Here is a 25,510-nt window from a genome sequence, read left to right on the forward strand (position 1 = left end):
TAGATTCAACGTCACTTCCTTCGTCCTCGTTCGGAGTTCCCATGCAGCCGTCAGAAAAACTCATTCAAATAGTACAATCCTGGTTATCGTACATTAGATTAGAAGAACTGACTACTGCCGAAGTAGAACGTGGGTCGAATGCTTACCCAAAAATAATAGATAAAGGTGTGCAACTTGTCGGCAATAAGTTAATGTTGGATAACTCACTCTTCAAACAACTTTGCTCACAGCAAGCCGCAGTCAATAAAAGTAAACCCAATGAATTTCAAATAGCTGTAACCTTTCCCCAAATATACATAGTCCAAGGAAGAGCAAGAGAACAAAAAATCAAATATCTGCCACTCTTCACCATTGACATTTCTCAAATATTCCGAGGAAGATATCGCAAAACAGGTTGGGACTTGACCGAATTCGAGTTTCAACCAGTAATCGTCAACTTAATGCGACTCTACGGCTTAGAAGAAGAAGTTGCCGAATCATTAATTGTCGCAGAAGGCATATTGAAATTTTTCTCCGATACTTGGCAAAGAAAATTTTCAACCATAAACGACTTTATCGACCAAGTAGACTTACCGGACGGTAACTATAAAGCTGGACGACAACCTTATTTACTGCGCTGCGACTTTGTACCATACAACGCTCAATTAAAACAAGACCTGCGAGACATATTAAAGCAACTTCAAGATGCACCAGATGATTGTAAATGGCTGGTTGATAATCATCCTGCTCTTGAATATATTTGCAGTACACCATTACCACCCGAACATGAAGTCATGTTTTGGGGAGCATTTCCTTCTCACGCACCCGACTCATTCCAAGCCTCAGCACTCAAACACGCCCAACAGAATCCGATAACTGCCGTTCATGGACCACCAGGGACGGGAAAGACTGAATTATTTTTACATTTAGTAGCACAGCAAGTTGTAGGAAGAGCGCTGCGAATTGTTCGCGGGGAAGAAGATGCGAGTAATCTAACGTTATTTGCCAGCACCAACAACAGTGCTATTCAAAAATTTCAGCAAAGATTTTATGAGAAATTCCCCACCGAACACTTTTATTTAGACGGTGGTAGTCAAGGAGTTATCAAGCGTTCAACACTACCAAAACTACAACAGGCACAAGACTGGCTGCGAGCTACTGAATTCAATCAAGAGACATGGGAACAAGCCAAACTTGATTTATTATCAGCAGAAAACGAAATCCAACAACTCATAGAGCAAGATAGTTTCAACGAGAGCCAACAAGCTGCTAACACAGAACAGTTATCCCAACTAGATGCCCAAATCCAATCTCTCAATGACGAAATTGCTGCTATTCATGAGGAGTTACGAGTAATAAGCGAGCAGCAAAAGAGTTTGGGAGATTATGCCGATTTCCCTTCTTATGCCTACCAGCAAATAAAAGAAGGATTATTAAGAGCAGAACGGGAATTACCAAAACAGTCCGACTCAATCGCCAAACGCGCCTTTAACTTAATTAATTTTACGAATGATAAACTAGTTTTTAAGCGTCTAGCGAATCACATAAACGCTGCTGTTTTAAATACCTTGGCGACAGAACATCCTTTCCAGCTACCTATAAATCGAGAAGGTTTAGCTGCATCCCAGACATCCGTAAACCAAAAACTCTTATCCTCCCAACAATGGCAGAATCTTAATCCAAAAGTAACCGCAATTCAAACGCAACTGACAGCGTTAAATCAGCAACTGGATTCAAAACAAAGTCATTACCAACAACTCCAAACACAACTTGATAGCTATCCAGACGAAGACTTTTACAGCCGCTTTTACCACGACTATCACTCACAACAAGTAGAACTATTTCAACGTGCTTTCTCGTTCCTTCAACAAGAAACACTCCGACGTAAAGATAAAGTCATGCAGGCAGTAGAAACCTACGGAAGCGCTTTAACGGGAGACGGAGATGCATTGCTCAAACTTGAAACTGAACCCGATTCTATCTACCGTTTTTTAAGTTTAATTTTCCCCGTTATTAGTTCCAGCTTGCAATCAATACGCAATATGCTACCCACCCTTCACTTCAATAGCATTGCGCTGGCTCTTGCTGATGAAGCAGGAACAACTTTAATACATCAACTATTCCCCTTGCTGGTTCGTTCCCAGCAAGCAGTTGTAGCAGGCGACCCAAAACAAATTGAGCCAATTATAAACCTGTGCGACGACACCATCAAACAATACCTCAAAACCGCATTTCTGGAACAAGGTATGACCAATGAAGACTATTATCGTTATGCCCCCACAGCTAAATACACCGCTACCGCTTATCATCGCGCTGCTGGCGCTAACGGCACAGAAGGAGACTTAGGTACTGGAATTGTCTTAAGAAATCACTACCGCTGTGTCCCCCCTATTATCAAGTTTTGCAGCCCCAACTATAAAGATGGCTTGCAAATACTTTCAAATTACGATGACTCTACACAACAGCCGCACCTACTGGCTTACCACGTCCAAGGAAGCCATATAAATAACACCAATCCAGAAGAAATTGATGCTGTAGAAAACGCGATCGCCTTTCTACTAAAAAATGGCTACTCTATTAATTCGGGCAAGGAAGGCGAAAACTTGAAGACAATTGGGGTAATGTCACCGTTTTTGCAACAAGCCAACGCACTCAAATATCGGCTGATGAAGTGTTGGCAAGACTTTTCTTATCACGATATTGGTACAGTTCATACCTTCCAAGGAGGAGAGAAAGCAGCCATAATATTATCTCCTTACCAATGCCATCAAGAGCATAGTTTTTGGTTCCTCAATCGTAAACCTAATTTGCTAAATACAGCCGTTAGTAGGGCAAGGGAATTGTTTGTTTTAGTGGGCAATCTTGAAGAATTAAAACGGGCTGGTGGGGAAACTAAGCGGTTAGTCGAACACATCGAACAACATGGTGAAATTCGCTCTATTAATTCTTAAATTCTTCCGAGGCTCTTATCAAAATAAGATGGAAGGTCGTAGAAACGTCTCGATATATTTGTAGTAAATATTAATAGGTAAAAAACGAGTTAAATTATATTCTAGTAAGCGGCTTTGCTACGCTAAACATAAATTACCTTACAAATATGCCATGACTCTCAGCGAAATTTTACCAACAGTTAACCAGCTATCACATCAAGATAAACTACGATTAATTCACTTTCTCCTGTTGGCAGTTGCTAAAGAAGAAGGATGTAGCTTAGAAACCAGTGACGCAGAGAGTACGCTCTTGAATCAACTCGCTTCAACCAGTGCCACCGTTTGGTCGCCTCAAGCTGATAATAAGTCAGTACAAGCCTTATCAGACCTGTTAGCAAAAGCAAAAAAAGAATCCAATGCTTGAAGGTCATCGTTTTTCATTCACAGAAAGAACCGATAGTTTTGGGGAAATCAGCACCATGCCCTATTTACCATTAACTCTTAGTAATGGTAATAAATCCCTAGAAATAATGGGACTATTAGATACAGGTGCAAGTGTGAATGTTTTACCTTATGAAATTGGGTTACAACTAGGTTACGTTTGGGAAGAACAAACCGTACCAATAGCCTTAAGCGGGAATCTGGGTGATAGCGAAGCACGGGGGTTAGTTTTATCGGGTGAAATTGTTAACTTTACACCGATATTGCTGGCATTTGCTTGGACTCAATCAAACAATGCACCTGTAATCCTTGGACACCTGAACTTTTTTGCAGAATTCAATGTGTGTTTTTATCGGCATGAATCAACTTTTGAAATTTGTCCCAGAAAATAGGAGATAGGCAATTGACCTTCCTACTGGCTATAAAAATCATTTATCTAGAACTGTTAGTATTCCAAGCCTTCCGGCGCTTTTATTACAATTTTGGAAAGAGTACCAATTTATTAGCAACTGGAAAAATCTGGCGGAAGGGTAGGTGCTGCCATGCGTAAATGTGTTATCCCACGAGTAATTTTTGTGGCAGTGACTACCCCCGCCTGATTTAGCGAAGCGGTTTCCAGTTGCGTCCTTGCTTGTGGTTTGTTATTAGACAGATGGTTAAGAAACCAGGTAATGGGGGTTAAAATTTAATAGATGCGGTCTTATGCATTGGCTGTACAATTCCGTTAGCGTTCCAATCCCCGATTCTTTTTCTTAGATGCTTCAAATTGCTGCACTTTTTGAAGCTGCAAACGCTCCAATTCCGCATTCCAATCCTTTGCTTTCGGGTGTGCTATGGTTGTCTGCGGTAGTAATTCTTTTATGGCTTGTGCAGTAGAGCGTCCCGCATCATCGTTATCGTAGGCAGCGGTAATAGCTCTCACTTCTCTAAGAAATTCTAACGGTAGGCAAATGGTGCTATCCACCGCCATATACATGGTTCTTTCGGATGGCATACCGGAGCGTTCATTTAGCCCAATCTTGGCGCACGAGAGCGCCTCAATAGGAGATTTACAGAGGACTACTTTTTGTATTTCATCCCCTGGCTTACCGCCCAAATGGAAGTAAAACCATCCCTCTCTCCGTTTTGAATTGGGCGTGTATCCCATAAACGAATTATCTTCTCCCCGCGTCCCCCGCAAAAATGCACCTTTCAAGGTAGTTTCTGCATTTCGTTGAAATTCTGCACTTACTGGAAGTTCGCGCATAGTAAATACGGCATTTTGCTGTTCATCAGCATATAGCCATCCCTTTTGATGAAGTCCTACGATAAAGTTTTCAGGCAATCCGCGTTTCTGTACCAAATAATCTTGTACGGATAGCCACTTTGATTCATCCGGGGTTGGTGGCTTAAAGGCTGGTACGGGTTCTTCTTGGACAATTTTAGTAGCTTGTTTTTCTATAAAAGCTTTGGTGGCACGCAGCATTTCTTCTTCCCCAAATTGGTCGTGTAACCAAGCAACAGAAGACCGAAAATTAGCATCGTTAACGTGCATGACTAAATCAATAGCCCTACCGCCACCTTTTTCTTCTGTAAAGTCGTACCACTTAGAACCATTAATACTGATAACTCTTCCCAAGCCCTTCCAACGATTTTCTCCAATATCTGCTTTATCAAGTCCTAAATTCCATGCCACTTCTTCCAGGGGCAAGTCCCTTAATTTGTCAGCTTGCTGTTTCCAATAAAAGTTTTCTGCTTCTAATTCAGCTACGCGCTTTTCTAACTGCTGCCGTAATTTTTCAGAAGCCGTTGCCCTTTGAGATGCCCGTCTTTCTAACTCTACAATTCTTTTGTGGTCTGCTAGCTGGTGATTGATGGATTGGATTGTGGGGTTTGCTTTGATACGTTCAAATAATTGCTGTGCCGTCTCCCCCCGTTTGGGTGCCAGTCGGTCTAATTCCAGCGTCAAAGGTTCTTGGTTGACTGCTTGGTAATATTCCTTAACTTTGGTGTGGGTGGCTTTGCTGCCCTTCACACCCCTTTCAATTCCCAAATGTGCCAAAGAATTGGCATAGCTATCCTGGAGTTTGGACATTTTAATGCTGGCTTGTTTACCATCACCCCCAAACATTTCTTTGTGGCTTAGTTGTTTAGTTTTGTCGTTGACTGGAACGATATAAGCGTGGATGTGGGGAGTAGATTCATCCAAATGTAGTTCAGCCCTAACGCATTTTTCTCCAAAATTTTCTTGCAACCATTTCGTCGAAGCATTAGCAAAATTCCACATCAATTTATCATTCCATTCCCCAGCTTTATTCGGGTCATGAGGACGAAAATATTCTGGGGATGCGCTTAAGAAAATTTCGCTGCATAGTACCGCATCTTTACGCGGCTTATGTTTAGTATTATCAGCTATTTTAGCTTTTACTATTTCTTCTAAAGACGGGTCAAAATCATTTCCAATCAGTCGAATATTTTCTTTATAAGGGTCAGCATTTGGTGTATCTTGGAGACGGGCTGTATGTTTTTCACTACCGCCCACATTCCCAAAACTTTTTAATTTCCCAACGCGCATGATTGCTAAAGCAGTCATTGAAAAACCCCACCAACAACGAGAGTGTGACAAGCCCCGTAGGGCGAACGTAACTTCTGTGTCCGAGAGAGCGTACAGCGAGCGAGGATGGGCGCAGCCCACCCCGCAGGGGCGCAGAAGTGAAGTGAGTACACGTACATTATAACGAAGCTACTCGAAATTGCTTTCGGGGGTAGGCGGAACGAGTAATGGTGGGGGAATATCTAGGGAGTACGAGAGGAGTAGCGCAATCCCGCGTACTATCAGTTAACTTGGTTGGGGCGAGACGTTTGTTTTAATTTATTAAAAGTTAAAATAAACCCCGATTTTATTATTTAAAAATGCAGAAATTATAAATAATATCAACCCTTTATAAATAATAAAATAACTCATTACAAATCACATTTTTAACCATAAATTAGGAACATAAATGGACAATCTTTCGCTATCGCATCTATTATTCACTTGTTAAAATAAGAATTAAAGTAGAGGAACTATACTGGTTTATCTATCGATAAAAAATTTCGGCATATTGGAGTATTTACTTGTTTATCAATAAATTCTTTATGTGAAGCAATTTCAGATTCATAAGTTGTCCTAATACCATTTATTTTGATGGAAATAGTTCCTCCACAACAACTATTACTGATTCGTCCTTTAGCGGGAAGAACATTCAAATGTGTAGGTTTTGAACTAGGAAGAGTAGCAGTACATTGTTTTGATAACTGAGTACATAAAATATGAGCATCTGGAACAGAAGAACGCACACCCTCTATTATTTTCGTATTTGGATTCTTGAAGCGATTACGACCGATTGAGAATATTATTAGTTTTGGTTTGGTCAAATTACATAACTCCTGAGCAAATGTTTTGCTATCTCCACTACCAGGTTTTCCACCATGATGAGGAAAAACAAGTATGTCCGCACTCAAACTACTTGCTTCCTTACTCAAATTATCAAGCCCCACTGTATCAATATCTGCTGCTAGTATAGCTACTCTATGAGAATCGTGAACTATGCCAACAACAGCCGATATTGAGTTGGAAGTCAATCGCCGTTTCTGTAAATCTGTTCCCCCTGCACCACTCAAAATCAATTCAGGAGTTGGTGCAAGTACTTCTATATTCACTGAGCCAATGTTAAATTGTCCCGTCTTGGTTGTCGTCAATTCTGATGAAACTTTAGTTCCAGAACGTTTACGTGCATCTTTTAAAGCAATACGTAAATCTAACCAAATATCACTTTTTTTGATTGAGTCAGGATTGATATGTACGTTATGAATTTTAATATCTTCATTTAATAGTAGATTAATAATACCTGCAATATGATCCGCATCAGAATGGGAAATTAGGATATGCAAAATTTCTGTAATAGATCGACATTCCAAAGTTTCTATCAAGCTAACTCCTAGTGGGCAGTCAATGACAATTACACCATCTGTATCTCTTACAACCGCACAATTTCCATGACCAACATCTAGAATAATAAGTTCAGGCGAGTCCATCATCTTCATCCGGCTCAGGTGCTAATTCAAACTTCTCAAAATACAAATCATCAGATTTTTCGGCTCCAATGTTAACGTGAGCAAATAAACGGACATTTGGCTTTAATTTATCTCTCAGATGTTCGGGAACAAGGGAAGCAGGAAAACGAACAGCTTTATGAGGATTCCAGCCTGGAACAAATGCATCTACAACAGGTTCGTGAGATTCTTCATCAATATCAGTAATCCTAACTATTGTTCTATAAGATTTTCTGGTACTTGGTATATGACCATGAAGTTCTAAGGTACAATCTTCAATTCCTTTGGCAATATTTGATGCATCAGCTTGCTCACGACTTAATAGCACAGGTATTTTACGTCTCCATTTTCTAATCGAAAAAGATGCATCCATATCTGTGTACTGAGTTATGAGTAGTGATGGAATTTGTCGGTCGTATAAAGTTGCTACTAATTCTGCTCCATAAAAGTTAGCAAGTCCAGAATTCATTAATCGGTGATCGCACACAGCTCCTTGAGCATTGTTCATAATGCGTGATGCCAATTCATTAACATCTTGAAAATGTCCCTCGAATAATAAAAGTGTTTCATAACCAGCTTCCTCTAAATCCCAAGCAGTTATTTCAGCTAGTTCTTTGTCATCATCAACTATAGCTATTGTTTTGTTATTGCAAGCTTCTGTTACCGTCATAATGGCTTTTTCCCGACGAGTGGTAATTCTATAACAAATTCTGCTCCACCTAACTCACCATTTGCAATCACCTGTATCTTTCCTCCCAGATCGGATACAGAATCTTTGACAATTGTCAATCCCAAACCTGTGCCACTTTGTCTAGTTGTTCTACCAGGCAACCATATTTCATCTAGTTTTATATCACGAATACCAAGCCCATTATCTAAAACTTTGAGCCGCACATAACCTTCTCCTGTTTCAGTAGATATAATTACCTTGCGTCCTTCATTACGTCCCCCTTCCACATTAAAAGCATTGATAGTATTGGTCAAAAGGTTTGTTACAATAGCTTCTAGAAGAGCAGTGCTTCCATAAATGCAAGGCTCACCATCAAGTTTTTTCCGGTTGACTTTAATTTTACCGTCATCAAAAAAAGGTTGAAAAAGTTCAACTACATCATCAATCACACTATGAATATTGACAACACCTGTGCGACGTTTTTCCCGTTTCAATAAGTGCAGTGGAAAATTGGAGAAGCGCAGCAATGATTTAGCTATTTGATAAAGCTTTGTAACAGGTTCTTCTAAAACATTTTGATATTTTTCTTTTAGACTTTCTTGACCTTTCTTTTCGATTCTCTTAGCTATTTTTTCAATTAAGGTAACTGGTTTACCAGACTCATGAGCAAAAACTGCTGCTGTTGTTCCTGCTGTAGCCAGACTACGATAAAGCTGAAGGTCTTCACGCAAGACCTTTGTTTCTACCTCTTTTGCACTTTCATACTGCTGAACAACTCTTAGGACAATCTCACGAGATTCCTCTGGAACTTCTTCTTTAATAACCTCTTCAATTCTTGCTTTTGCAACTGTAACCTGATGACTAGATTGTTGCTTAACTATTTCTCGCTTATTTTCAATTGTTTTCAGCCTTTCTTTAGCTATCCAATCCAATACATCAGTAGTGAATCTTTTTAATTCCAAAAAGGCTTCATTTTCAATAAAACCAAGCCGGTCAGTTTTTTGAATTAACTTATTATCAGGGTCATTGACAATTACTCTACCAATAACTGTACTTGTTGATGGTCGTACCTCTGGATTCCTCGCTCGTGCATAGTTTAATTTTAGCCAATCATCACCTTGGTCTCCATAAGGCTTGACTCGTAGATTTCGGTGGTATAAATGAACGTTTCCTACTTCTGCAAGCCATTTTCTAACAACTGTAGCAGAGACAGAAGAATTTTTCGCTGAAAAACTTTGAGGATTTAATAGAAAGATCCATAATTCAAATTTTGCTAGAGACGTTTTGTAAGAAGGTTCTTGAGTAATATCCTTATGCTGTGCATGAAACAATAAGTCTCCCTTCCAATCTAGCAATTTGGCTTCCGCAATACCTTGCGAATTTATATGGGAATACAACCGATATTCAGCATTTTCAAAGTAACTATCATTTACTTGTTTAGCAATGTCAGAAAATTCTGGAGCAATTAGCTGAGGACGGAAAGCAATATTACTATCAAATGGATCTGCTAGCAGTAAAAGTTCTCTAGCTAGTCTTTTAATATCACGATTACTGAATGTGTTCTTCAGATTATTAATTTTAATATTAGTTCCTTGCCTTTCATTAGTGCTACTTTTTTGGACATCAAAAGCAATATCTTCTACTACATCAGCTTCCTGAAAATCATGCCAATCAATTGTCAGAGAATATTCTATTCCTGGCTCATTTTTTGGTCTAGTTTTCAAGATTACTTGAGAACCTTGTTGTAGAGCTGCTAGCCTCCCTAATCCTTTATTACCTACAGGTCGGCGACCTAATGGAGTGATTTCATTAGCATCTTTTTTTGAGCGTCCTAGCACTAGCCATCCCTCACTGATAGCATTAATATCCATACCAACACCATTATCTGAAATGATAATCGAACCACCTATGGCGCTAGTATTGACAAGTTTTACTGTGCATTCAGTAGCATCAGCATCATAAGAATTCTTAACCAATTCAATAATTCCTTGGTCTGGATTCGGAACAAGTTCCTCTCCCAGCCTATTTAGGATTTTTGGTGAAAACTTAAAATGCATCATAATATGGGTAACATTTCAACAATTTTTATTTGATTAATTTAACTAAAAGCAATTTTACTCAAAATAAATTAGAAATTGAGGTAAGCTGTTCTGCATTTAATTTATATAACAGCCGTAGGCAAGATGCCTGTGCTACAGCAACCTGATGTTTAAATAGCTACTATCTCTCATGCTATAGATAGCCATATTGTTTAACTATAAGAGTAAATTGTTAAATCAAATCATCAAGCATCCTGATCAAAGCGTAAGGTGAGTAATTCTAGTACGAATTTTTTAAGTTTTGCTTACTTTTTAGGTCGGTGAATTAGGTATAAGAATAAATTGTAAAGTAAGAATTATTTTTGTGCGATCGCCCTATTTTATTTAGATGTAAAAGCTCGCGCTGCTAGTTCATCTACATTTAGAAAAAAGTTAAATTACATTTTATTATATTGACAAATTACACAAAATATGAATAAAGCTAGCACATAAACGACGGCTTTCTTGCCCAATTAATGCGCCCAGAAAATAATCAGACATCAAAAGTCTAAGGGTAAACCATTTATGTATAAACAGTTCGCACATTAAGTATCGGAAAGGCAATTTGCCTTCAAACCAAAACCGAGCAAAAAGCAAGGTATAATACTACAAGTGTCCAAACCCCTACAGCTAGGAGACTTCACCCCCACACCCACCTACTCTGGGCACCCACGATGCTCAGCATCAGTTCCTGAAAGTACTGTGTTTAAAGCATATGTGACAAGATGTGATGGTTAATATTCTTACTTTTACCTTAGTTTATTATGTAATACATTATTACATTAATAAAGTGTCACAGTTATAGTTGCAATTATGATGATTCTATGTGTTGAAAATCTTGATTAATGCATCAATAATTTTTGATTGATATATGTCTTCATAACTGTGATCTGCTTGCAGCAGCGCTTCGCTATCGCAGGCTACTTCATATTAGATTTACGAAAAGGCGATACAAGAAGGAAGGGGTCGGCGAAGCCATCGCAATTTCTCCCGACTCGAATTCCGTGCATGCACTTCAGGGCGACCTAACTTAATGCAATAAGGGTTGGCGGAAATCAAATTGAAGAGATGGAGTGTCAATAAAATACCAGTGATAAAGCCGTAGGAATGAACTAATGAAACCCTAAAAATTTAGGCTAATTAGACTTTGTGAACTTCCTTTTAAACTTTCAAACTTTCCCTAAACTTTTTTTTCTACTGAATACTAAAAAATAAATTTGTATATATAGTTACATTTGTTCATGTATTATTATAACGAAATATAGTAATTGTAACATTTTATATTTTATGACTAAGATTTTCAGTATACATAAGTATCTACGCATGACAGTTACAATTATGACATCATGAAGACTCAGGTATAAGTACAATACCTCAAATAAATGCAAAATAAAATATGAGGTATTGTATCAACGGATGATGTAGCCGCTTAATTAGGTTTTCTGTTCGATTGCTACTTACGGGGGTTTTTATGCAGGATAGTAAAACATTACACTTATGGGTACTGCGGAACTTCAAAAATGCTTATATTATTTATACTAGATTTGCTTTTTGTGGGTCGTTTTTCATCTCTTAGTCTAAACTTCATAAAACTCTCTTTATAGGAGAAATAAATATTACATTGAGTCAGTTTTTGCCAGATGAAACCAGTTACCTATTGAAGAAATAAACACATCGATAGAAAACAGTACCATAACTTATCTTTTGAAGTTTAAAGTTCTAAATATTTTCAATATGTTATGAGTCTCAGGTATCAAAATGAAATACTATATTATATAGCAAAAATAATAAAGATAATATAATATAATATTTCATTTTCAAGAGTAACTAATTCTAATTTGTTGCATTCTAAAAGTAAAATCTAAATCATTTATTTGTTGCATAACTAACATGAATAAAGAAGCTTTACTAGTCAAGAGCTTTCAAAAAGTATTTGAGAGTATGAATAATGAAGGGATAAAAGAGAGCGTTGATAAAAATGGAATTGATAAGTTCATTTCGGATTGTGCATTATTAGCTGCTACAACAGGTGCAGCTAGTGGATTTGGGGGATTTACTACGATGATTGTTGGAGTCCCAGCAGATGTAATAAATAACGTTATTCAACAGTTTAGAGTTACTTTGGGAGTTATATACCATAAAAAGGGAGTATATAAGGTTTCTTTCAGCGAATTTATGACAATAGTAGGCGTTTCATTGGGTGTAGAAGTTGGTGCATCTATAACAAAATCTGTAATGATAAGTATTGCTAGCAAAATACTTATTAGATTGTCTGCATCTACAGCAGGTAAGGCTATACCTTTTTTAGGTGCGGCTATTGGTGGGAGTGTAAATTATGGCTTTATTAAAGCTATAGGAGTTGCTGTCAAAAAAGTAGATATGAGTAATATTGTGCTTGATGCACACCTGAAACAGAATGATTCCGATATTAAAACTCGTTCGCTTCCCTCTTGAAAAATAATGAATTATTTATGTTATCAAATAATAATTAAAATAAAATATAAGAATGCTATCTTTTGATGTTATATCTACTAAAAATAAATCTTTATAAGGAGAGTTAGTTTGTCTAAATTATCGAATAATATTAGCTTAAGCGAATTAATTGCTAAAGTTAAAGAGCAATTAAAAAATAGAAATAAAGACTCGCCATTTTTCTTATTAGAAAAGGCAGAACTAGAGCTTCAAGTTATTTTTTCAAAAGAGATTTATGGAGAGGTTGAAAGAAAGCTAAATCAGAACTTAAAAAGCCTTCGTAGAATTATAAGACTCTCGTCGCAGTGCCGGAGTGCGCCATACTCTTCCACTTTGCTGAGTATTATTTACCAAGGTGAGTGCCCCATCTCAACAAAGTATTTTTAGCAATCGGAAATTGGATTTCAGGCTAATTATTTGTTACTTCAGTGACTAAAGGGAGGGTGTGCGATAACGTGGGTGGGGTTCACCTGATTTCTTTGCAAAACGCTGTAAGTGAACGCGAATATTTTAAGTATCATATTTTACTATTTATGCGAGTTTTAACACGAAAGTGGGAAGTGGAATTGAATGCATGAACAAAGACTAGATGCTTATGAGAGGCTCATTGAAGAGCTTTTGTGGTGTGTGAGTGGGGAAGAAGGAGCAATATTGCAGCAGCACGCCGAACTAGTGGATACGGATCTGCTAAAAGTAATGGCGCTGGAAGCGGAGCGGTTGAAGCAACGAGGAAATGCGAAAGCGGCACAGCGGTTATTGGATCTGGCGGAGTTGGTGGAGCAGTTGACAGAATCTCTGCGAATCGTAAATGCAGAGGCAAAGGAGTCACCACCCAGTGACTCGGTGCAATTTTTGCTGGAGGTGTTAGAGCTTGTGAAAAACAGCCAGGGCACTGCACAAAAGGTTTATCCATTTTTAGCACAGCATCAAGAAAAGTTGAATGAGCAACTGCTGCAAATTTTACCGAAAGTGGCAGCAAATTTGCTAGTAGGCAAATCACGGCAGCAGCAGGAAGCATTTGCTCTGAATATGTTCGGCATCTTGATTCAACAATTTCCCTTGGGGCAACGCTGGCTGAATCTGGAATTGGGCATCACCGCCTATCAATTAGCCCTGCAAGTCAGAACCCGTGAAGGTTTTCCCCAACAGTGGGCACATACCCAGCATAATCTGGCAAATGCTTACAGAGAGAGGATTTTGGGGCATAAGGCAGATAATGTTGAACAATCCATCGCCACTTTTCAACTTGCCCTACAAGTCTTTACCCGTGGGGCGTTTCCCCAAGAATGGGCAATGTCCCAGCATAATCTGGCACTTGCCTACGTTGAGCGGATTCGGGGAGATAAGGCAGACAACATCGAACAAGCGATCATCGCTTTTCAACTCGCTCTGCAAGTCTTTACTCATAAAGCCTTTTCTGAAAATTGGGCACTCACCCAAAGTAATCTGGCATTTATCTACGTTGAGCGGATTCGGGGGGATAAGGCAGATAACCTCGAACAAGCGATCGCTGCTTCTCAATTCGCCCTGGAAGTCTTGACCCGTGATGCGTTTCCCCAAAAGTGGGCACATACCCAGCATAATCTGGCACTTGCCTACGTTGAGCGGATTCGGGGGGATAAGGCAGATAACCTCGAACAATCCATCGCTGCTTCTCAATTCGCCTTGCAAGTCAGAACCCGTGAAGAATTTCCCAAAGATTGGGCAGAAACACAGAGTAATCTGGCAACTGCTTACATAAGGCGAATTCGAGGGGATAAGGCAGATAACCTCGAACAATCCATCGCTGTTTCTAAACTCGCCTTGCAAGTCTTTAACCGTGAAGGATTTCCTCAACAGTGGGCACATACCCAGCATAATCTGGCACTTGCCTACGTTGAGCGGATTCGGGGAGATAAGGCAGACAACATCGAACAAGCGATCGCTGCTTATCAATTCGCCCTGCAAGTCAGAACTCGTGAAGCCTTTCCCAAAGATTGGGCAATCACTCAGTATAATCTCGGAAATGCCTACGTTGAGCGAATTCAGGGGGAGAAGGCAGATAACCTCGAACAAGCGATCGCTGCTTATCAACTCGCTCTGCAAGTCTCGACCCGTCAAGCGTTTCCCCAACAGTGGGCAGTGATCCAGAATAATCTGGGAAATGTCTACGTTGAGCGAATTCAGGGGGAGAAGGCAGATAACCTCGAACAAGCGATCACCGCTTCTCAACTTGCTCTGCAAGTCTTTAGTCGTGAGACGTTTCCCCAACAGTGGGCAATGTCTCAGTATAATTTGGCACGTGCTTACAGGAGGCGGATTCGGGGAGATAAGGAAAAGAATCTCGAACAAGCGAACGCTGGTTGTGAACTTTCCCTAGAAGTCTTTACCCGTGAAGCGTTTCCCAAAGATTGGGCAATGACCCAAAATAATTTGGCAAAGGACTACATAGATCGGAATCGAGGAGATATTGCAGATAATCTCGAACGAGCGATCGCTGCTTCTAAACTTGCCCTGGAAGTATATACTCGTGAGGCGTTTCCCAAAGATTGGGCAATGACCCAAAATAATCTGTCAAACGCTTACAGAGAGAGGGTTAGGGGAGATAGGGCAGATAATCTCGAACAAGCGATCAGCGCTTGTGAACTTGCTTTGCAAGTCTTTACCCGTGAGGCGTTTCCTCAAGATTGGGCACTCGCTCAGTTTTCTCTGGCAAATGCCTACCTTGAGCGGATTCGGGGGGATAGGGCAAAGAACCTTGAACAAGCTATCGCCATTTATCAACTCGCTCTGCAAGTGAGAACCCGTGAGGCGTTTCTCGAAGATTGGGCAGCCACCCAGATGAATCTGGCAAATGCTTACCTTGAGAGGATTCGAGGGGAGAGGGCAGATAACCTCGAACAAGCCATTACCACTTTTCAACTTGCCCTGCAAGTCTTTACCCGTGAGGCGTTTCCCAAAGATTGGGCAATGACCCAAAATAATCTGGGAATTGCCTACAGGGAGAGGATTCGAGAGAAGAAAGCAGATAATGTGGAACAAGCCATTGCTGCTTTTCAACTCGCTCTGCAAGTCTTTACCCGTGAAGCATTTCCTCAGAGGTGGGCAGAAACACAAATGAATCTGGCAAATGCCTACCATGAGAGGATTCGAGGAGAGAGGGCAGATAACCTCGAACAAGCCATTGCTGCTTGTCAACTCGCCCTGCAAGTCGTTACCCGTGAAGCATTTCCTCAAAGGTGGGCACTTACTCAGCTTAATCTGGCACTTGCATATAGTGAGCGGATTCGGGGGGATAGGGCAGATAATCTCAAACAAGCGATCAACGCTTGTGAACTCGCCCTACAAGTCTTGACCCGTGAAGCATTTCCCGAAGAATGGGCAAAGACCCAGATAAATTTAGCGCTTGCCTACAGTAAGCCAATTTGGGGGGATAGGGCAGAGAATCTCGAAAAAGCCATTGGTGCTTGTGAACTCGCCCTGCAAGTCTTTACCCGTGAAGCGTTTCCCCAAAAGTGGGCAATAACCCAGAGTAATCTTGTAACTGCTTATCTTGAGAGGATTCGGGGGGATAGAGCAGATAACGTCGAACAATCCATTGCTGCTTGTCAACTTGCCATGCAAGTTTTGACTCGTGAAGCGTTTCCCGAACAGTGGGCAATGAATCAGAGTAATCTTGCAAATGCCTATAAGGAGAGGATTCGGGGGGATAGAGCAGAGAATCTCAAAAAAGCCATTGCTGCTTATAAACTTGCACTGGAAGTCAGAACCCGTGAGGCGCTTCCCAAAAATTGCCGCCATACTGCACGCAACCTAGCCAACCTCTACTTTGATCAACAAGCTTGGGCAGAAGCTGCCAATAATTACACTCTCGCTGTTGAAGCAGGCGAAATCCTCTACCAATCCGCCATTTTACTTGATGGCAAAGCCGCTGAACTTGCCGAAATCGATGACTTGCCCCGCCGTGCTGCCTATGCCCTTGCTCGCATTGGCGACCTGCGAACAGCCATCCTTATTCTAGAACAAAGTCGCGCCCGTGGATTGAGTGAAACCCTAGACCGAGATAGAAGCGACCTTACTCAACTTCAGCAACTCGCCCCTAGTCTTTATATTCAATACAGAGATACCACCAACCAACGACGTAACCTCGAAAGCCAAGAACGCCTGCGGATGACTCTAGATGATCGCCATAGTCTCACTCCTGAAGCTCTCCGCACCGAAGCCCTACAAGTACACGAAACCTTGACGAAAATCATCGAGCAAATCCGTCAAGTTCGCGGCTATGAAGACTTTCTGGCTAAACCCAGCTATAATGATATCCGCCAAACTCTCCGCTCCGATATTCCCCTAGTCTACCTCGTAACCACTTCTGCTGGCAGCCTTGCTCTCATACTTACCCAAGAGGGCATTGATGAGCTTTGGTTGGATGAACTCACCGAAAACTGCCTACAAGAAATCTTCCAAGCCTGGTTCAGGGCTTATTATGACCAATCGCAAACTAACCGTCAAGCTTGGCTAAATGCCATTGACCAAGGTACTCGCCAACTTTGGCAACCCCTCATGTTACCCTTAATCAACCACCTCCAGCAGCGCAATTTCCAACAAACTATCCTCATCCCCACGGGACTCCTCAGCTTTCTCCCCCTCCATGCCGCCTGGGTCGAAGATTCTAATACTCCTACTGGAAGGTACTACGCCCTGGATGCCATTCACTTTACCTATGCTCCCAATGCGCGATCGCTTTCAACGGCTCAGGAAATTGCTCAACGAACTGTAGCAGATTCGATTTTGGCAATTGATGAACCCAAACATGAAGGCGCTCGTCCCTTGCCCAACTCAAAACGAGAAGTTCAAGCTGCTAGTGCCACTTTCCAAAATTCCCGACTTCTCACTCAAGAACAAGCAACCAGAGAGGCAGTTCTGTCTGCATTACCGCATTACAAAATTTTACACTGTTCCTGCCACGGCAACGCTTACCTAAAAGAACCCCTCAAAAGTGGTCTTGCCATGACAGGTGAAGGTGAGGAAGCCATCCTTACCCTGCGTGACCTACTCGACCTTAAACTGGTGGAAAATAACCAGGGTGGTATTCGCCTTACTATTCTTTCCGCCTGCGAAACTGGATTGCCAGGAATTGAACTAGCTGATGAAGCCATTAGCTTGCCTACAGGCTTACTTCAGGCAGGTGTCGCTGGGGTTGCTGCTTCCCTTTGGTCAGTTTCTGACCTCAGTACAATGGTTCTGCTAAGTCGGTTTTACACACTTTGGCGTAACCACCACCTAGAACCATCACAAGCTTTAATCACAGCCCAAAAATGGCTTCGGGATGCCGAACCGCGTGATATAGTTGCTCACTGTGAAACGTTTTTTCCGGAACTTGCGTCCAAAAAAGGGGATTTATATAGATCGCTGCGATTTGACTTCTCCCATCCCTACCATTGGGCAGCCTTCAGCTATATGGGAGTTTAATCATTATTCCAGCCTATTACTTAACTAAGCAACAATGAGTAATAATATCTCAATTTTAGAAACTGCTCTGGCGATTCGTCCTCACCTCTCCCAATTACTGGGCACTGAAGCAGGAAAACAAATGCGCCAAGAACTTGACCAACTCCTACAAGAAGCTCAATCTGGAGAATCTGTTGAGGATTCCATCTGGGATCTATTGACGGACACTAGAGCCACTCGCAACTGGGTAACGCAATTCCAACAAACCAATATACCTCAAAAAGGATCAGATAAACCACCTGGTAAAATATCTGAAATTTCTGCACCGGAATTTAAATGTCCTCAGTGCGATTACACTTGGTCACGCGATCGCATTGGTCGGCCCACGCCCTTTTGCCCCATTCACGACGATACTCCTCTGGAACCTGCTTTGAATTCAGTTGGCTAACTCAGAAGCCTCATCTCTATTAACTCTCTCGGCAAAGCGATGCCCACAAAATTCCTAGAAAGCTTTGGCAGCAAACTTGCTGAAAAATGGGTTGCTACTCTACTCACCCCCGCCTTTGTCTTTTGGTTAGGCGGAGCCGCAGCAGGGCTACAGCGCTTTGGCTGGAAATCTGCTAGCACTTGGTTCAGTCAACAGCCTGAACCTCTACAGATTGCTCTCCTTATCGGGGTATTATGCGTTATTGCCGCTTCTGCCTTTGTGGTACAACGTTTTGATTTACCTGTGCTGCGCTTTCTGGAAGGCTACTGGCATCCTTGGCTCCGTCCTTTGCGTCGTTGCTTAATTGCCTTAGAAGCCAAACGTAGTCAACGGATTAGCACTCGGTGGCAAACACTTAAACGCATCGATCCCTCTCAACGCAATGCCGAACAGCGCGATGAACTGGTTCAACTTGACTGGCAGCAACTTCATCTGCCCCTGGAAAAACAACTTATGCCCACTCGCCTGGGCAACATCCTCCGTGCAGCCGAACAACGCCCCTTGGAAAAATATGGATTAGATACAATTGTCTGCTGGTCACGCTTGTGGCTTATTCTTCCTGATGCTGTTAAGAAAGACCTACAAGAAGCCCGTGCTGACCTCAACACTGCATCTCGCTTCTGGCTGTGGAGCCTACTATTTTTTATCTTCTGGACATTCTTGGCATGGTGGGCGGCTCCTGTGGGCATCTTCTCAGCTATCTTTGCTTACAACTGGGCACTTGATGCTGCCAGAAACTATGGTGAACTAATTGAAGCCACCTTTGATATGCACCGCCATCTACTCTATCAATCTCTACGTTGGAATTTGCCCCCCGATCCAAATGAAGAACGTCGTGTGGGACAGCAACTTACCGAATACTTATGGCGGGGTTGGGGTTAATTCTATTTCAATATTATAATTTATCTACAAAAATAAATCTTTATAAGGAGAATCATCTTGTCTAACTTATCAAATAATATTAGCTTAAGCGAACTAATTGCTAAAGTTAAAGAGGAATTAGAAAGTACAAATAAAGACTCGCCAGTTTTCTTCGTAGAAAAGGCAGAATTAGAGCTTCAAGTTACTTTTTCAAAAGAAATTTCTGGAGAGGTAGAAGGAAAAGCTAAATCAGAACTTAAAGTACAGGTTTTAGGTGTTGATTTTCTAAAAATGGGAGAATTAGAAGGTGCCGGAAAAGTTGCAAGAAAGTCTAATCGAGAAGATGTACACAAAATTAATCTTACTCTTACTCCAGCTATTAATTTGAGTGAAGAAGCATGGAAGCGGTTGAAGCCAGAATTACAGCAAAAAATAGAAGAAGCAACTCCAAAAGTAATTTTACAAGGCGATGATGAAGATATTTAATCTGTTTATAATAGATGTCTTCCAATAAAGTAATTGAAAATGAAAAAATTAAAACTATATTTATCTCCAATTAATGATGGAATAAAATTTAGGATTAATGCTGATAAATATGGAGAAATAGAATCTTCATTACCTTTTTCAGATGGGAATGAAGACGCTAAATTGTTTACTGTACTTAATGCACTTAATACTTTTAATCTTAAATATGAGCATCGTTTAAACGATGATAAGGATTGGATGGTTGAAGAAGGAATTCTCCTTAAAGATAATGACGAGTATTTCTTCCATGAAAAAATACGTGAGAATATAGGTCGAAAAATCTATAAAGCTTTATTCCCTGAAGAGATTAGAGAAACACTGTACAGCAAACTTGGAGCAACTAGGTCAGAAGAAGATTTACATATTCAAATTCAATATTATGCTGATGCTATTACAAAATCTAGATTACCCCTATATCCTTGGCAAATAGCCCATAATGGAGCCTATTTTTTGGCAGAGCGAGTCAATTTCTCATACTTGGTAGCTCATAGAAATACACTCCCAGTAGTAAAAAAAAAGGTTGAACAGCTTAAAATTTTACTAATATCATCAAGCGCATCTGAAAAAGATAATCAAAAACTACTTAGTAAAGAGTCAAAAATAATTAATGGAATAAGAAAAGCGGAAGAGAAAGGTCGTGCCTATTTATTAAATTGGTATAAGTCGAACCAAACATATAAACAACTTACTACATATTTAACAGAGAATTTAGACCAAAATAAAAAGCTGCCAGATGTAATCCATTTTGACGGACATGGCATTTTTAAAAAGCAATGTAAAAATCCTTCTTGTCCTAAAAATGGTACTAGTGAAATTTATTATCATAGGAATCAAAGTAGATGTAAGTTTTGCGATACTCCTTTAGGTAATCCTTCAGGATTTCTTCTCTTTGAGAATGAAGAAGGAAATCCCGACTATATCAGTGCTGAAAGATTTACCCGTGCATTAGAGATTGGTAAACCTAAATTGGTTGTTATCACAGCTTGTAAATCAGCTTTAGCTCATCAAAGTGAGTCAGTTTTCAATGGTATTGCTCAAAGCGTACTTCGTGTAGTTCCAGCAGTTGTGGCAACATCATTCAATATAAGTGAAGACAGCACTATTGACTTTGTAGAACATTTATACCGTAGTTTGTGTGCAAAACAATCGTTACTGAAATCCGTAAAATTAGCATCCAGAATGATGCGTTATTCTAATTATGAATGGTATCGTCCTGTTATTTTTCTGCGTCATGATGGTGATGAAGATGGATATTTGTTTGACTTCATAGATGATGACTCGAAAATTGACGGACATAAACAAGATTACAAATCGGAATCTGAGCTTGAACCGCAACAGTTATGGCTGAGAATATCAAAACAGATATCTTCAACTAATAATTTTTCTGTTCGTCCTTTGGAAATAAAAGTGGCAGACATCAAACTTTACCGGAAAAAGAAAATGTTGCCTGAATATCCTTTGGGAACGCGAATGCGTTGTTATCTTCAGTTAGAAAAGCCAAGCTATGTAATTTTAATTTCTAAATTTACCTCTGGAACAATATGGTGTATTTCTCCTACTTCTTTAGTTTTTAAAAACTATCATCAGAAGGGAGAATTTGTTTGTCCTGACCCCAAACATGATGAATGCCCTTACTTTGAGTTAGAGGGAGATTTGGGAGTAGAAGAGTGGATAGCTATTACTAGTTTCCGGAAACCAAAATTAAATTGGCTACCTCAAGATGATTCGGAATTATCTAAGCAAGACCCAATGGAACTAAGTTCATCAGAGTTAAATGATTTGCTCAATTATGTAAGAAATGAAGACTGTGAAGTAATGGGCTTTAGATATCAAATTACAGTTTGAAAAATATAAAATTTTTTGTTTTTAAGAGGCTATCATGAATAGTAAAAATGATTCTTATTCTTCTGAAAATGAACTAATTAGTCAGTGGGAAGAATTGACGAAGAAAGCCAATAACCTTAAGGATAATAATAAATATCTTGATGCTATTTCTCTAGAAAAACAAGCTTTAACAATAGCTCAACAATTATGGACAAAGTATAAGCAGCCATATTTATTAGCTAACTTAAGTAATTTGGGCTTTTTCTATAGAGATATAGGAAATTATGAAGAGGGTATATTTTACGCACAGCAAGCATTAGAAATATGCCAAAAATCATATCCAGATGAAAATCGCATGATTGCACTAAGCTTAAATACTTTAGGTTCTCTTTACTTTTCCCAAGGGAAATATGAAGAAGCTACACCATACATCAAAAAAGCATTAGAAATACGCCAGAAATTGCATCTAGGCGATCATCCTGATTTAGCAATTAGTTTGAGTGATTTAGGCAATGTCTATTTCAATCAAGGAAAATACGAAGAGTCAGAATTTTACCTAAATCAGTCATTAAAAATGCAGCAAAGATTGTATCCTAATGGTCATCCTCATATAGTAGTTAATCTAAATAATGTAAGTCTTCTCTACAGAAATTTAAGAAATTATAAAGAAGGCGTATTTTACGCACAGCAAGCATTAGAAATGTGCCAAAAGTTATATCCAAAAAGATTTTATCCTAATGGTCGTCCTGAGATTGCAGTTAGTTTAAATAGCTTGGGTTCTCTTTACTCATCTCAAGGAAAATATGAAGATGCTGAACCTTATCACTACCAAGCATTAGAGATGCAAAGGGCGTTATACCCAAAGAATCATCCTGAGATTGCAACCAGCTTGAATAATCTGGCTTTTCTTTACGCACATCAAGGAAAATATGAAGATGCTATATCTTGTCATCAGCAAATATTAGATATATGTCAACATTTATACCCAAGCGATCATCTTAATATTGCAGTTAGTTTAAATAGCTTAGGTTCTCTTTACTCAGACCAAGGAGAATATGAGAAAGTTGAATTTTATCTTCAACAATCAGTAAAGATGCTGCAAAGATTATTTAAAGAAGATCACCCCGATATAGTAGCTGGCTTAAATAACTTGGGTTATCTTTACTGGAATCAGGGAAAATACGAACAAGCCGATTCTTATTATCAGCAAGCATTGAAGATGCAGCAAAGAATATTTCCCAATGATCATCCTTATACTGCAACGATTTTAAATAGTCTAGGTTGTCTTTATATTGAATATAAGCAAGAAGAATATAAAGAAAGCGCATCTTTCCTAGTGCAAGCTTTGAAGATGCAACAAAGACTATTTCCCAATGGTCATCATTATACTGCAACTACCTTAAATAATATTGGTGTTTTTTATTTGACATTTCACCAATACGAGCAAGCAGAAAATTTTTATAAACAGTCAATGAATATGCTGGAAAAATTATTTCCAGATGGTCATCCTGAAGTTGCAACTAGCTTGAATAATTTAGGAAATATATACTTAGAGCAAAAAGAATACGAGAAAGCTAAATATAATTTTCAACAAGCCTTAGAGGTACATAAAAAATTCTTTCCAGACGATTATCCTAATAACATTAAATCTATTCATGGACTCGTATCTGTATTTGAATTTACCGGAAATCACAAAGAAGCTTTAGCTAAATGCCAAGCAGGCATAGAGATGGGAAATAGAATTCTATCTCGAATATTAGCTGCTAGTAATGAAAAAGATCGTCTTCTTTTTATTAATAAAATCAGAACAACTTTAGACGTATATTTTTCTTTAATTGTCAAACACTTTCAACATAATTTAGAGATTATTCAAACGACTCTTACTCTAGTATTACAACGCAAAGCTATCAATATAGCAGCCATAACTGCTTTCAATTCTGCCATATATAGCGGACGCTATCCCCATCTGGAAACCGAATTTCAAAAATTACGTTCTCTTAGTAATCAAATTATTAGATTAACTATTAGTAGTAATCAGGATGAATTTGCAACTCAACAAGAACTATCAATTGACATTATTAATCGAAAGCTCATCAAAGCTCAAACAGAGTACGATGAAGTAGAAAAGTTTTTAGCCACTCAAGTCCCAGAAATTCAATTAAAAGAAGATATAAACTATCAAGTAATTGCTTCAGAACTTCCAGAAGATAGTGTTTTAGTAGAGTTTGTGCGGTTTAAAAATTTGTATTTTGAGCAAAAAAAATCTACTAAAGAACATTATGTTGCTTTTGTTGTACCCAGTCAACAACCAGAGCAAATAGTAATGGTAGATTTGGGAGAAGCAGAACCCATAGACATTTTAATTGAAAAATTCCGTGACTTTTTAATATCATCAGATACGGATAACAATCATATGGGTTTTAAAAACTTTGGCAATAAAAAATCGAAGATAAAACCATCCATAAAAATAAAGACTTATGATTTCCAAACTTCACCTGGTGGGGAGTTGACTAAATTAATCTATCGGCCACTTTGCGAATACATTGGTAATAACAAAAATCTTATTATTGCTCCTGATTCGGTATTAAGCTTATTACCGTTTGAATTATTACCCAAGGAAGAAAATTCTGATACCTATTTGATAGACTGGTATCAAAGTATTCAATACATAACAACAGCTAGAGACTTATTACGACACAAACAACAACCCCTACGTCCTGCGGGAATTCCTCTAGTCATGGCTGACCCCGATTACGATTTATGTGCATCAGTGCCAAATGCAGAATTAAACCCAGTTCCCAAACAGACTTCCCCTAATGAAGTAACTTCTCATGAAAATTTTAGTTCACAAATCTCTGCATCTAAAAATATTAATCAGCCTACTAATTCACAACTTTCTAATGTAATAACAGAAATGAAAATCGATGAAATCAAGCCATTAGAAAGATTAAATGCTACTACTAGCTTAGGCATAACTATTGCCCATCGATTACAAGTTAAACCATATTTAGACCGAGAAGCTGTTGAACCTTTGATTCGAGATAGTCAATGTCCTCGCGTACTACTGTTAGCTACTCATGGGCTTTATCTACCTAAAGATGAGGCTACTAACGAAGCAGAAATCTTAATTGATAATTTTGACCGTTGGCGTAGAATTAAAGTTTCTAATCCCATGATGAGATCAATGTTAGCATTTGCTGGAGCTAATAGTTTGATTACAGAAAAGCAGCTTCCAGAAAAAGCAGGTAAAGGTTGGCTGTTTGCTCAGGATGTAGCAAGCTTAGACCTTTGGGCAAATGAGATGACTATTCTCTTGGCTTGTCAAACTGGTTTAGGAGATGTCACCACGGGAGAAGGGGTATTTGGTTTACGGAGTGCCTTTGCTAGTGCGGGTGCAAAAACCGTAATTTTGACTTTGTGGTCGGTACCCGAAAAAGCTTCGGTATTATTAATGGAGCGTTTCTTTGACTATTTGGATCGAGGACTTGACAAAAGTGCTGCTTTAAAGCAAGCACAAAATTATATCCGCAACGTTACCATCGCCGAACTACGTCAATCAGATGCGGGGATGGAAGTTTTAAAAGAGTTAACGGCTTTTAAGAGTCTAACTCCAGAGCGAGAACTGGAAAACAGTTCTACCACTAAACCTCTGGCACATCCTAAGTTTTGGGGAGCATGGATTTGTCAAGGTGGATAGCGAAGAACATATAGGTGGATGCCTAAGCTAAAAAGTCACCCTCTT

General features: G+C 39.4%; 15 protein-coding genes. 11 read left to right on the forward strand and 4 right to left on the reverse strand.

Going from position 1 to position 25,510, the window contains the following annotated elements:
• The first annotated feature begins 41 nt into the window (after nt 1–41).
• The 3 genes from ACM03V_RS26355 (at nt 42) to ACM03V_RS26365 (ending at nt 3,742) form a co-directional block, all read left to right on the forward strand.
• A complete protein-coding gene (locus tag ACM03V_RS26355; RefSeq protein ID WP_414623765.1) occupies nt 42–2,930 on the forward strand; it encodes an AAA domain-containing protein in 2,889 nt (962 codons plus the stop codon).
• 151 nt (nt 2,931–3,081) lie between these two features.
• Nucleotides 3,082–3,333 (forward strand): hypothetical protein, encoded by a 252-nt coding sequence (locus tag ACM03V_RS26360; RefSeq protein ID WP_414623766.1) that lies wholly within the window; start codon nt 3,082–3,084, stop codon nt 3,331–3,333.
• The gene (locus ACM03V_RS26365) at nt 3,326–3,742 is read left to right on the forward strand and encodes a hypothetical protein (protein WP_414623767.1); all 417 of its coding nucleotides are present in this window, start codon (nt 3,326–3,328) and stop codon (nt 3,740–3,742) included. The genes ACM03V_RS26360 and ACM03V_RS26365 overlap by 8 nt, the downstream gene beginning before the upstream one ends.
• Before the next feature lie 332 nt (nt 3,743–4,074).
• On the opposite strand, the gene mobV is transcribed toward ACM03V_RS26365, so the two are convergent.
• The 4 genes from mobV to ACM03V_RS26385 all read right to left on the reverse strand — a co-directional run bounded on the left by mobV (nt 4,075) and on the right by ACM03V_RS26385 (nt 10,154).
• Entirely contained in the window at nt 4,075–5,922 is a 1,848-nt protein-coding gene (gene mobV / locus ACM03V_RS26370; RefSeq protein ID WP_414623768.1) for a MobV family relaxase, read from the reverse strand.
• 473 nt (nt 5,923–6,395) lie between these two features.
• Nucleotides 6,396–7,409, reverse strand: coding sequence for a ComEC/Rec2 family competence protein (locus tag ACM03V_RS26375; protein WP_414623769.1), 1,014 nt, complete (start codon nt 7,407–7,409; stop codon nt 6,396–6,398).
• On the reverse strand, nt 7,393–8,094 hold the full coding sequence (locus ACM03V_RS26380) for a hypothetical protein (protein WP_414623770.1): 702 nt from the start codon (nt 8,092–8,094) through the stop codon (nt 7,393–7,395). Before ACM03V_RS26380 ends, ACM03V_RS26375 begins: the two co-directional genes overlap by 17 nt.
• Nucleotides 8,091–10,154, reverse strand: a complete 2,064-nt coding sequence (locus ACM03V_RS26385) for an ATP-binding protein (protein WP_414623771.1) — start codon at nt 10,152–10,154, stop codon at nt 8,091–8,093. Before ACM03V_RS26385 ends, ACM03V_RS26380 begins: the two co-directional genes overlap by 4 nt.
• A gap of 1,908 nt (nt 10,155–12,062) precedes the next feature.
• Here ACM03V_RS26385 and ACM03V_RS26390 point away from each other — a divergent pair.
• From ACM03V_RS26390 to ACM03V_RS26425, 8 genes are all read left to right on the forward strand, one after another.
• Nucleotides 12,063–12,626 carry a hypothetical protein gene (locus ACM03V_RS26390; protein WP_414623772.1) on the forward strand — a complete coding sequence of 188 codons (564 nt, stop codon included), beginning with the start codon at nt 12,063–12,065 and terminating at the stop codon, nt 12,624–12,626.
• A gap of 108 nt (nt 12,627–12,734) precedes the next feature.
• Nucleotides 12,735–13,031: a trypco2 family protein gene (locus tag ACM03V_RS26395; protein ID WP_414623773.1), complete on the forward strand. Its 297-nt coding sequence runs from the start codon at nt 12,735–12,737 to the stop codon at nt 13,029–13,031.
• A gap of 183 nt (nt 13,032–13,214) precedes the next feature.
• On the forward strand, nt 13,215–18,092 hold the full coding sequence (locus tag ACM03V_RS26400; RefSeq protein ID WP_414623774.1) for a CHAT domain-containing protein: 4,878 nt from the start codon (nt 13,215–13,217) through the stop codon (nt 18,090–18,092).
• A gap of 34 nt (nt 18,093–18,126) precedes the next feature.
• Nucleotides 18,127–18,519 (forward strand): hypothetical protein, encoded by a 393-nt coding sequence (locus ACM03V_RS26405; protein WP_414623775.1) that lies wholly within the window; start codon nt 18,127–18,129, stop codon nt 18,517–18,519.
• Between the two features lie 39 nt (nt 18,520–18,558).
• A complete protein-coding gene (locus tag ACM03V_RS26410) occupies nt 18,559–19,440 on the forward strand; it encodes a hypothetical protein (protein WP_414623776.1) in 882 nt (293 codons plus the stop codon).
• 57 nt (nt 19,441–19,497) lie between these two features.
• Nucleotides 19,498–19,905 carry a trypco2 family protein gene (locus tag ACM03V_RS26415; protein WP_414623777.1) on the forward strand — a complete coding sequence of 136 codons (408 nt, stop codon included), beginning with the start codon at nt 19,498–19,500 and terminating at the stop codon, nt 19,903–19,905.
• Between the two features lie 39 nt (nt 19,906–19,944).
• The gene (locus tag ACM03V_RS26420) at nt 19,945–21,789 is read left to right on the forward strand and encodes a CHAT domain-containing protein (RefSeq protein WP_414623778.1); all 1,845 of its coding nucleotides are present in this window, start codon (nt 19,945–19,947) and stop codon (nt 21,787–21,789) included.
• A 34-nt stretch (nt 21,790–21,823) separates the two neighbouring features.
• Nucleotides 21,824–25,465, forward strand: coding sequence for a tetratricopeptide repeat protein (locus ACM03V_RS26425; protein WP_414623779.1), 3,642 nt, complete (start codon nt 21,824–21,826; stop codon nt 25,463–25,465).
• Nucleotides 25,466–25,510 lie beyond the last annotated feature (45 nt).

Origin of the sequence: Calothrix sp. CCY 0018 (assembly GCF_963920925.1) — a bacterium.
Classification (GTDB): Bacteria; Cyanobacteriota; Cyanobacteriia; order Cyanobacteriales; family Nostocaceae; genus Rivularia.

Coding starts and splice junctions, on each gene's coding strand:
- ACM03V_RS26405 (WP_414623775.1), top strand. CDS start 18,127: ATGAGTAATAATATCTCAATTTTAGAAACTGCTCTGGCGATTCGTCCT.
- ACM03V_RS26360 (WP_414623766.1), top strand. CDS start 3,082: ATGACTCTCAGCGAAATTTTACCAACAGTTAACCAGCTATCACATCAA.
- ACM03V_RS26410 (WP_414623776.1), top strand. CDS start 18,559: ATGCCCACAAAATTCCTAGAAAGCTTTGGCAGCAAACTTGCTGAAAAA.
- ACM03V_RS26365 (WP_414623767.1), top strand. CDS start 3,326: ATGCTTGAAGGTCATCGTTTTTCATTCACAGAAAGAACCGATAGTTTT.
- ACM03V_RS26375 (WP_414623769.1), bottom strand. CDS start 7,409: ATGATGGACTCGCCTGAACTTATTATTCTAGATGTTGGTCATGGAAAT.
- ACM03V_RS26425 (WP_414623779.1), top strand. CDS start 21,824: ATGAATAGTAAAAATGATTCTTATTCTTCTGAAAATGAACTAATTAGT.
- ACM03V_RS26355 (WP_414623765.1), top strand. CDS start 42: ATGCAGCCGTCAGAAAAACTCATTCAAATAGTACAATCCTGGTTATCG.
- ACM03V_RS26380 (WP_414623770.1), bottom strand. CDS start 8,094: ATGACGGTAACAGAAGCTTGCAATAACAAAACAATAGCTATAGTTGAT.
- ACM03V_RS26390 (WP_414623772.1), top strand. CDS start 12,063: ATGAATAAAGAAGCTTTACTAGTCAAGAGCTTTCAAAAAGTATTTGAG.
- mobV (WP_414623768.1), bottom strand. CDS start 5,922: ATGACTGCTTTAGCAATCATGCGCGTTGGGAAATTAAAAAGTTTTGGG.
- ACM03V_RS26385 (WP_414623771.1), bottom strand. CDS start 10,154: ATGATGCATTTTAAGTTTTCACCAAAAATCCTAAATAGGCTGGGAGAG.
- ACM03V_RS26420 (WP_414623778.1), top strand. CDS start 19,945: ATGAAAAAATTAAAACTATATTTATCTCCAATTAATGATGGAATAAAA.
- ACM03V_RS26400 (WP_414623774.1), top strand. CDS start 13,215: ATGCATGAACAAAGACTAGATGCTTATGAGAGGCTCATTGAAGAGCTT.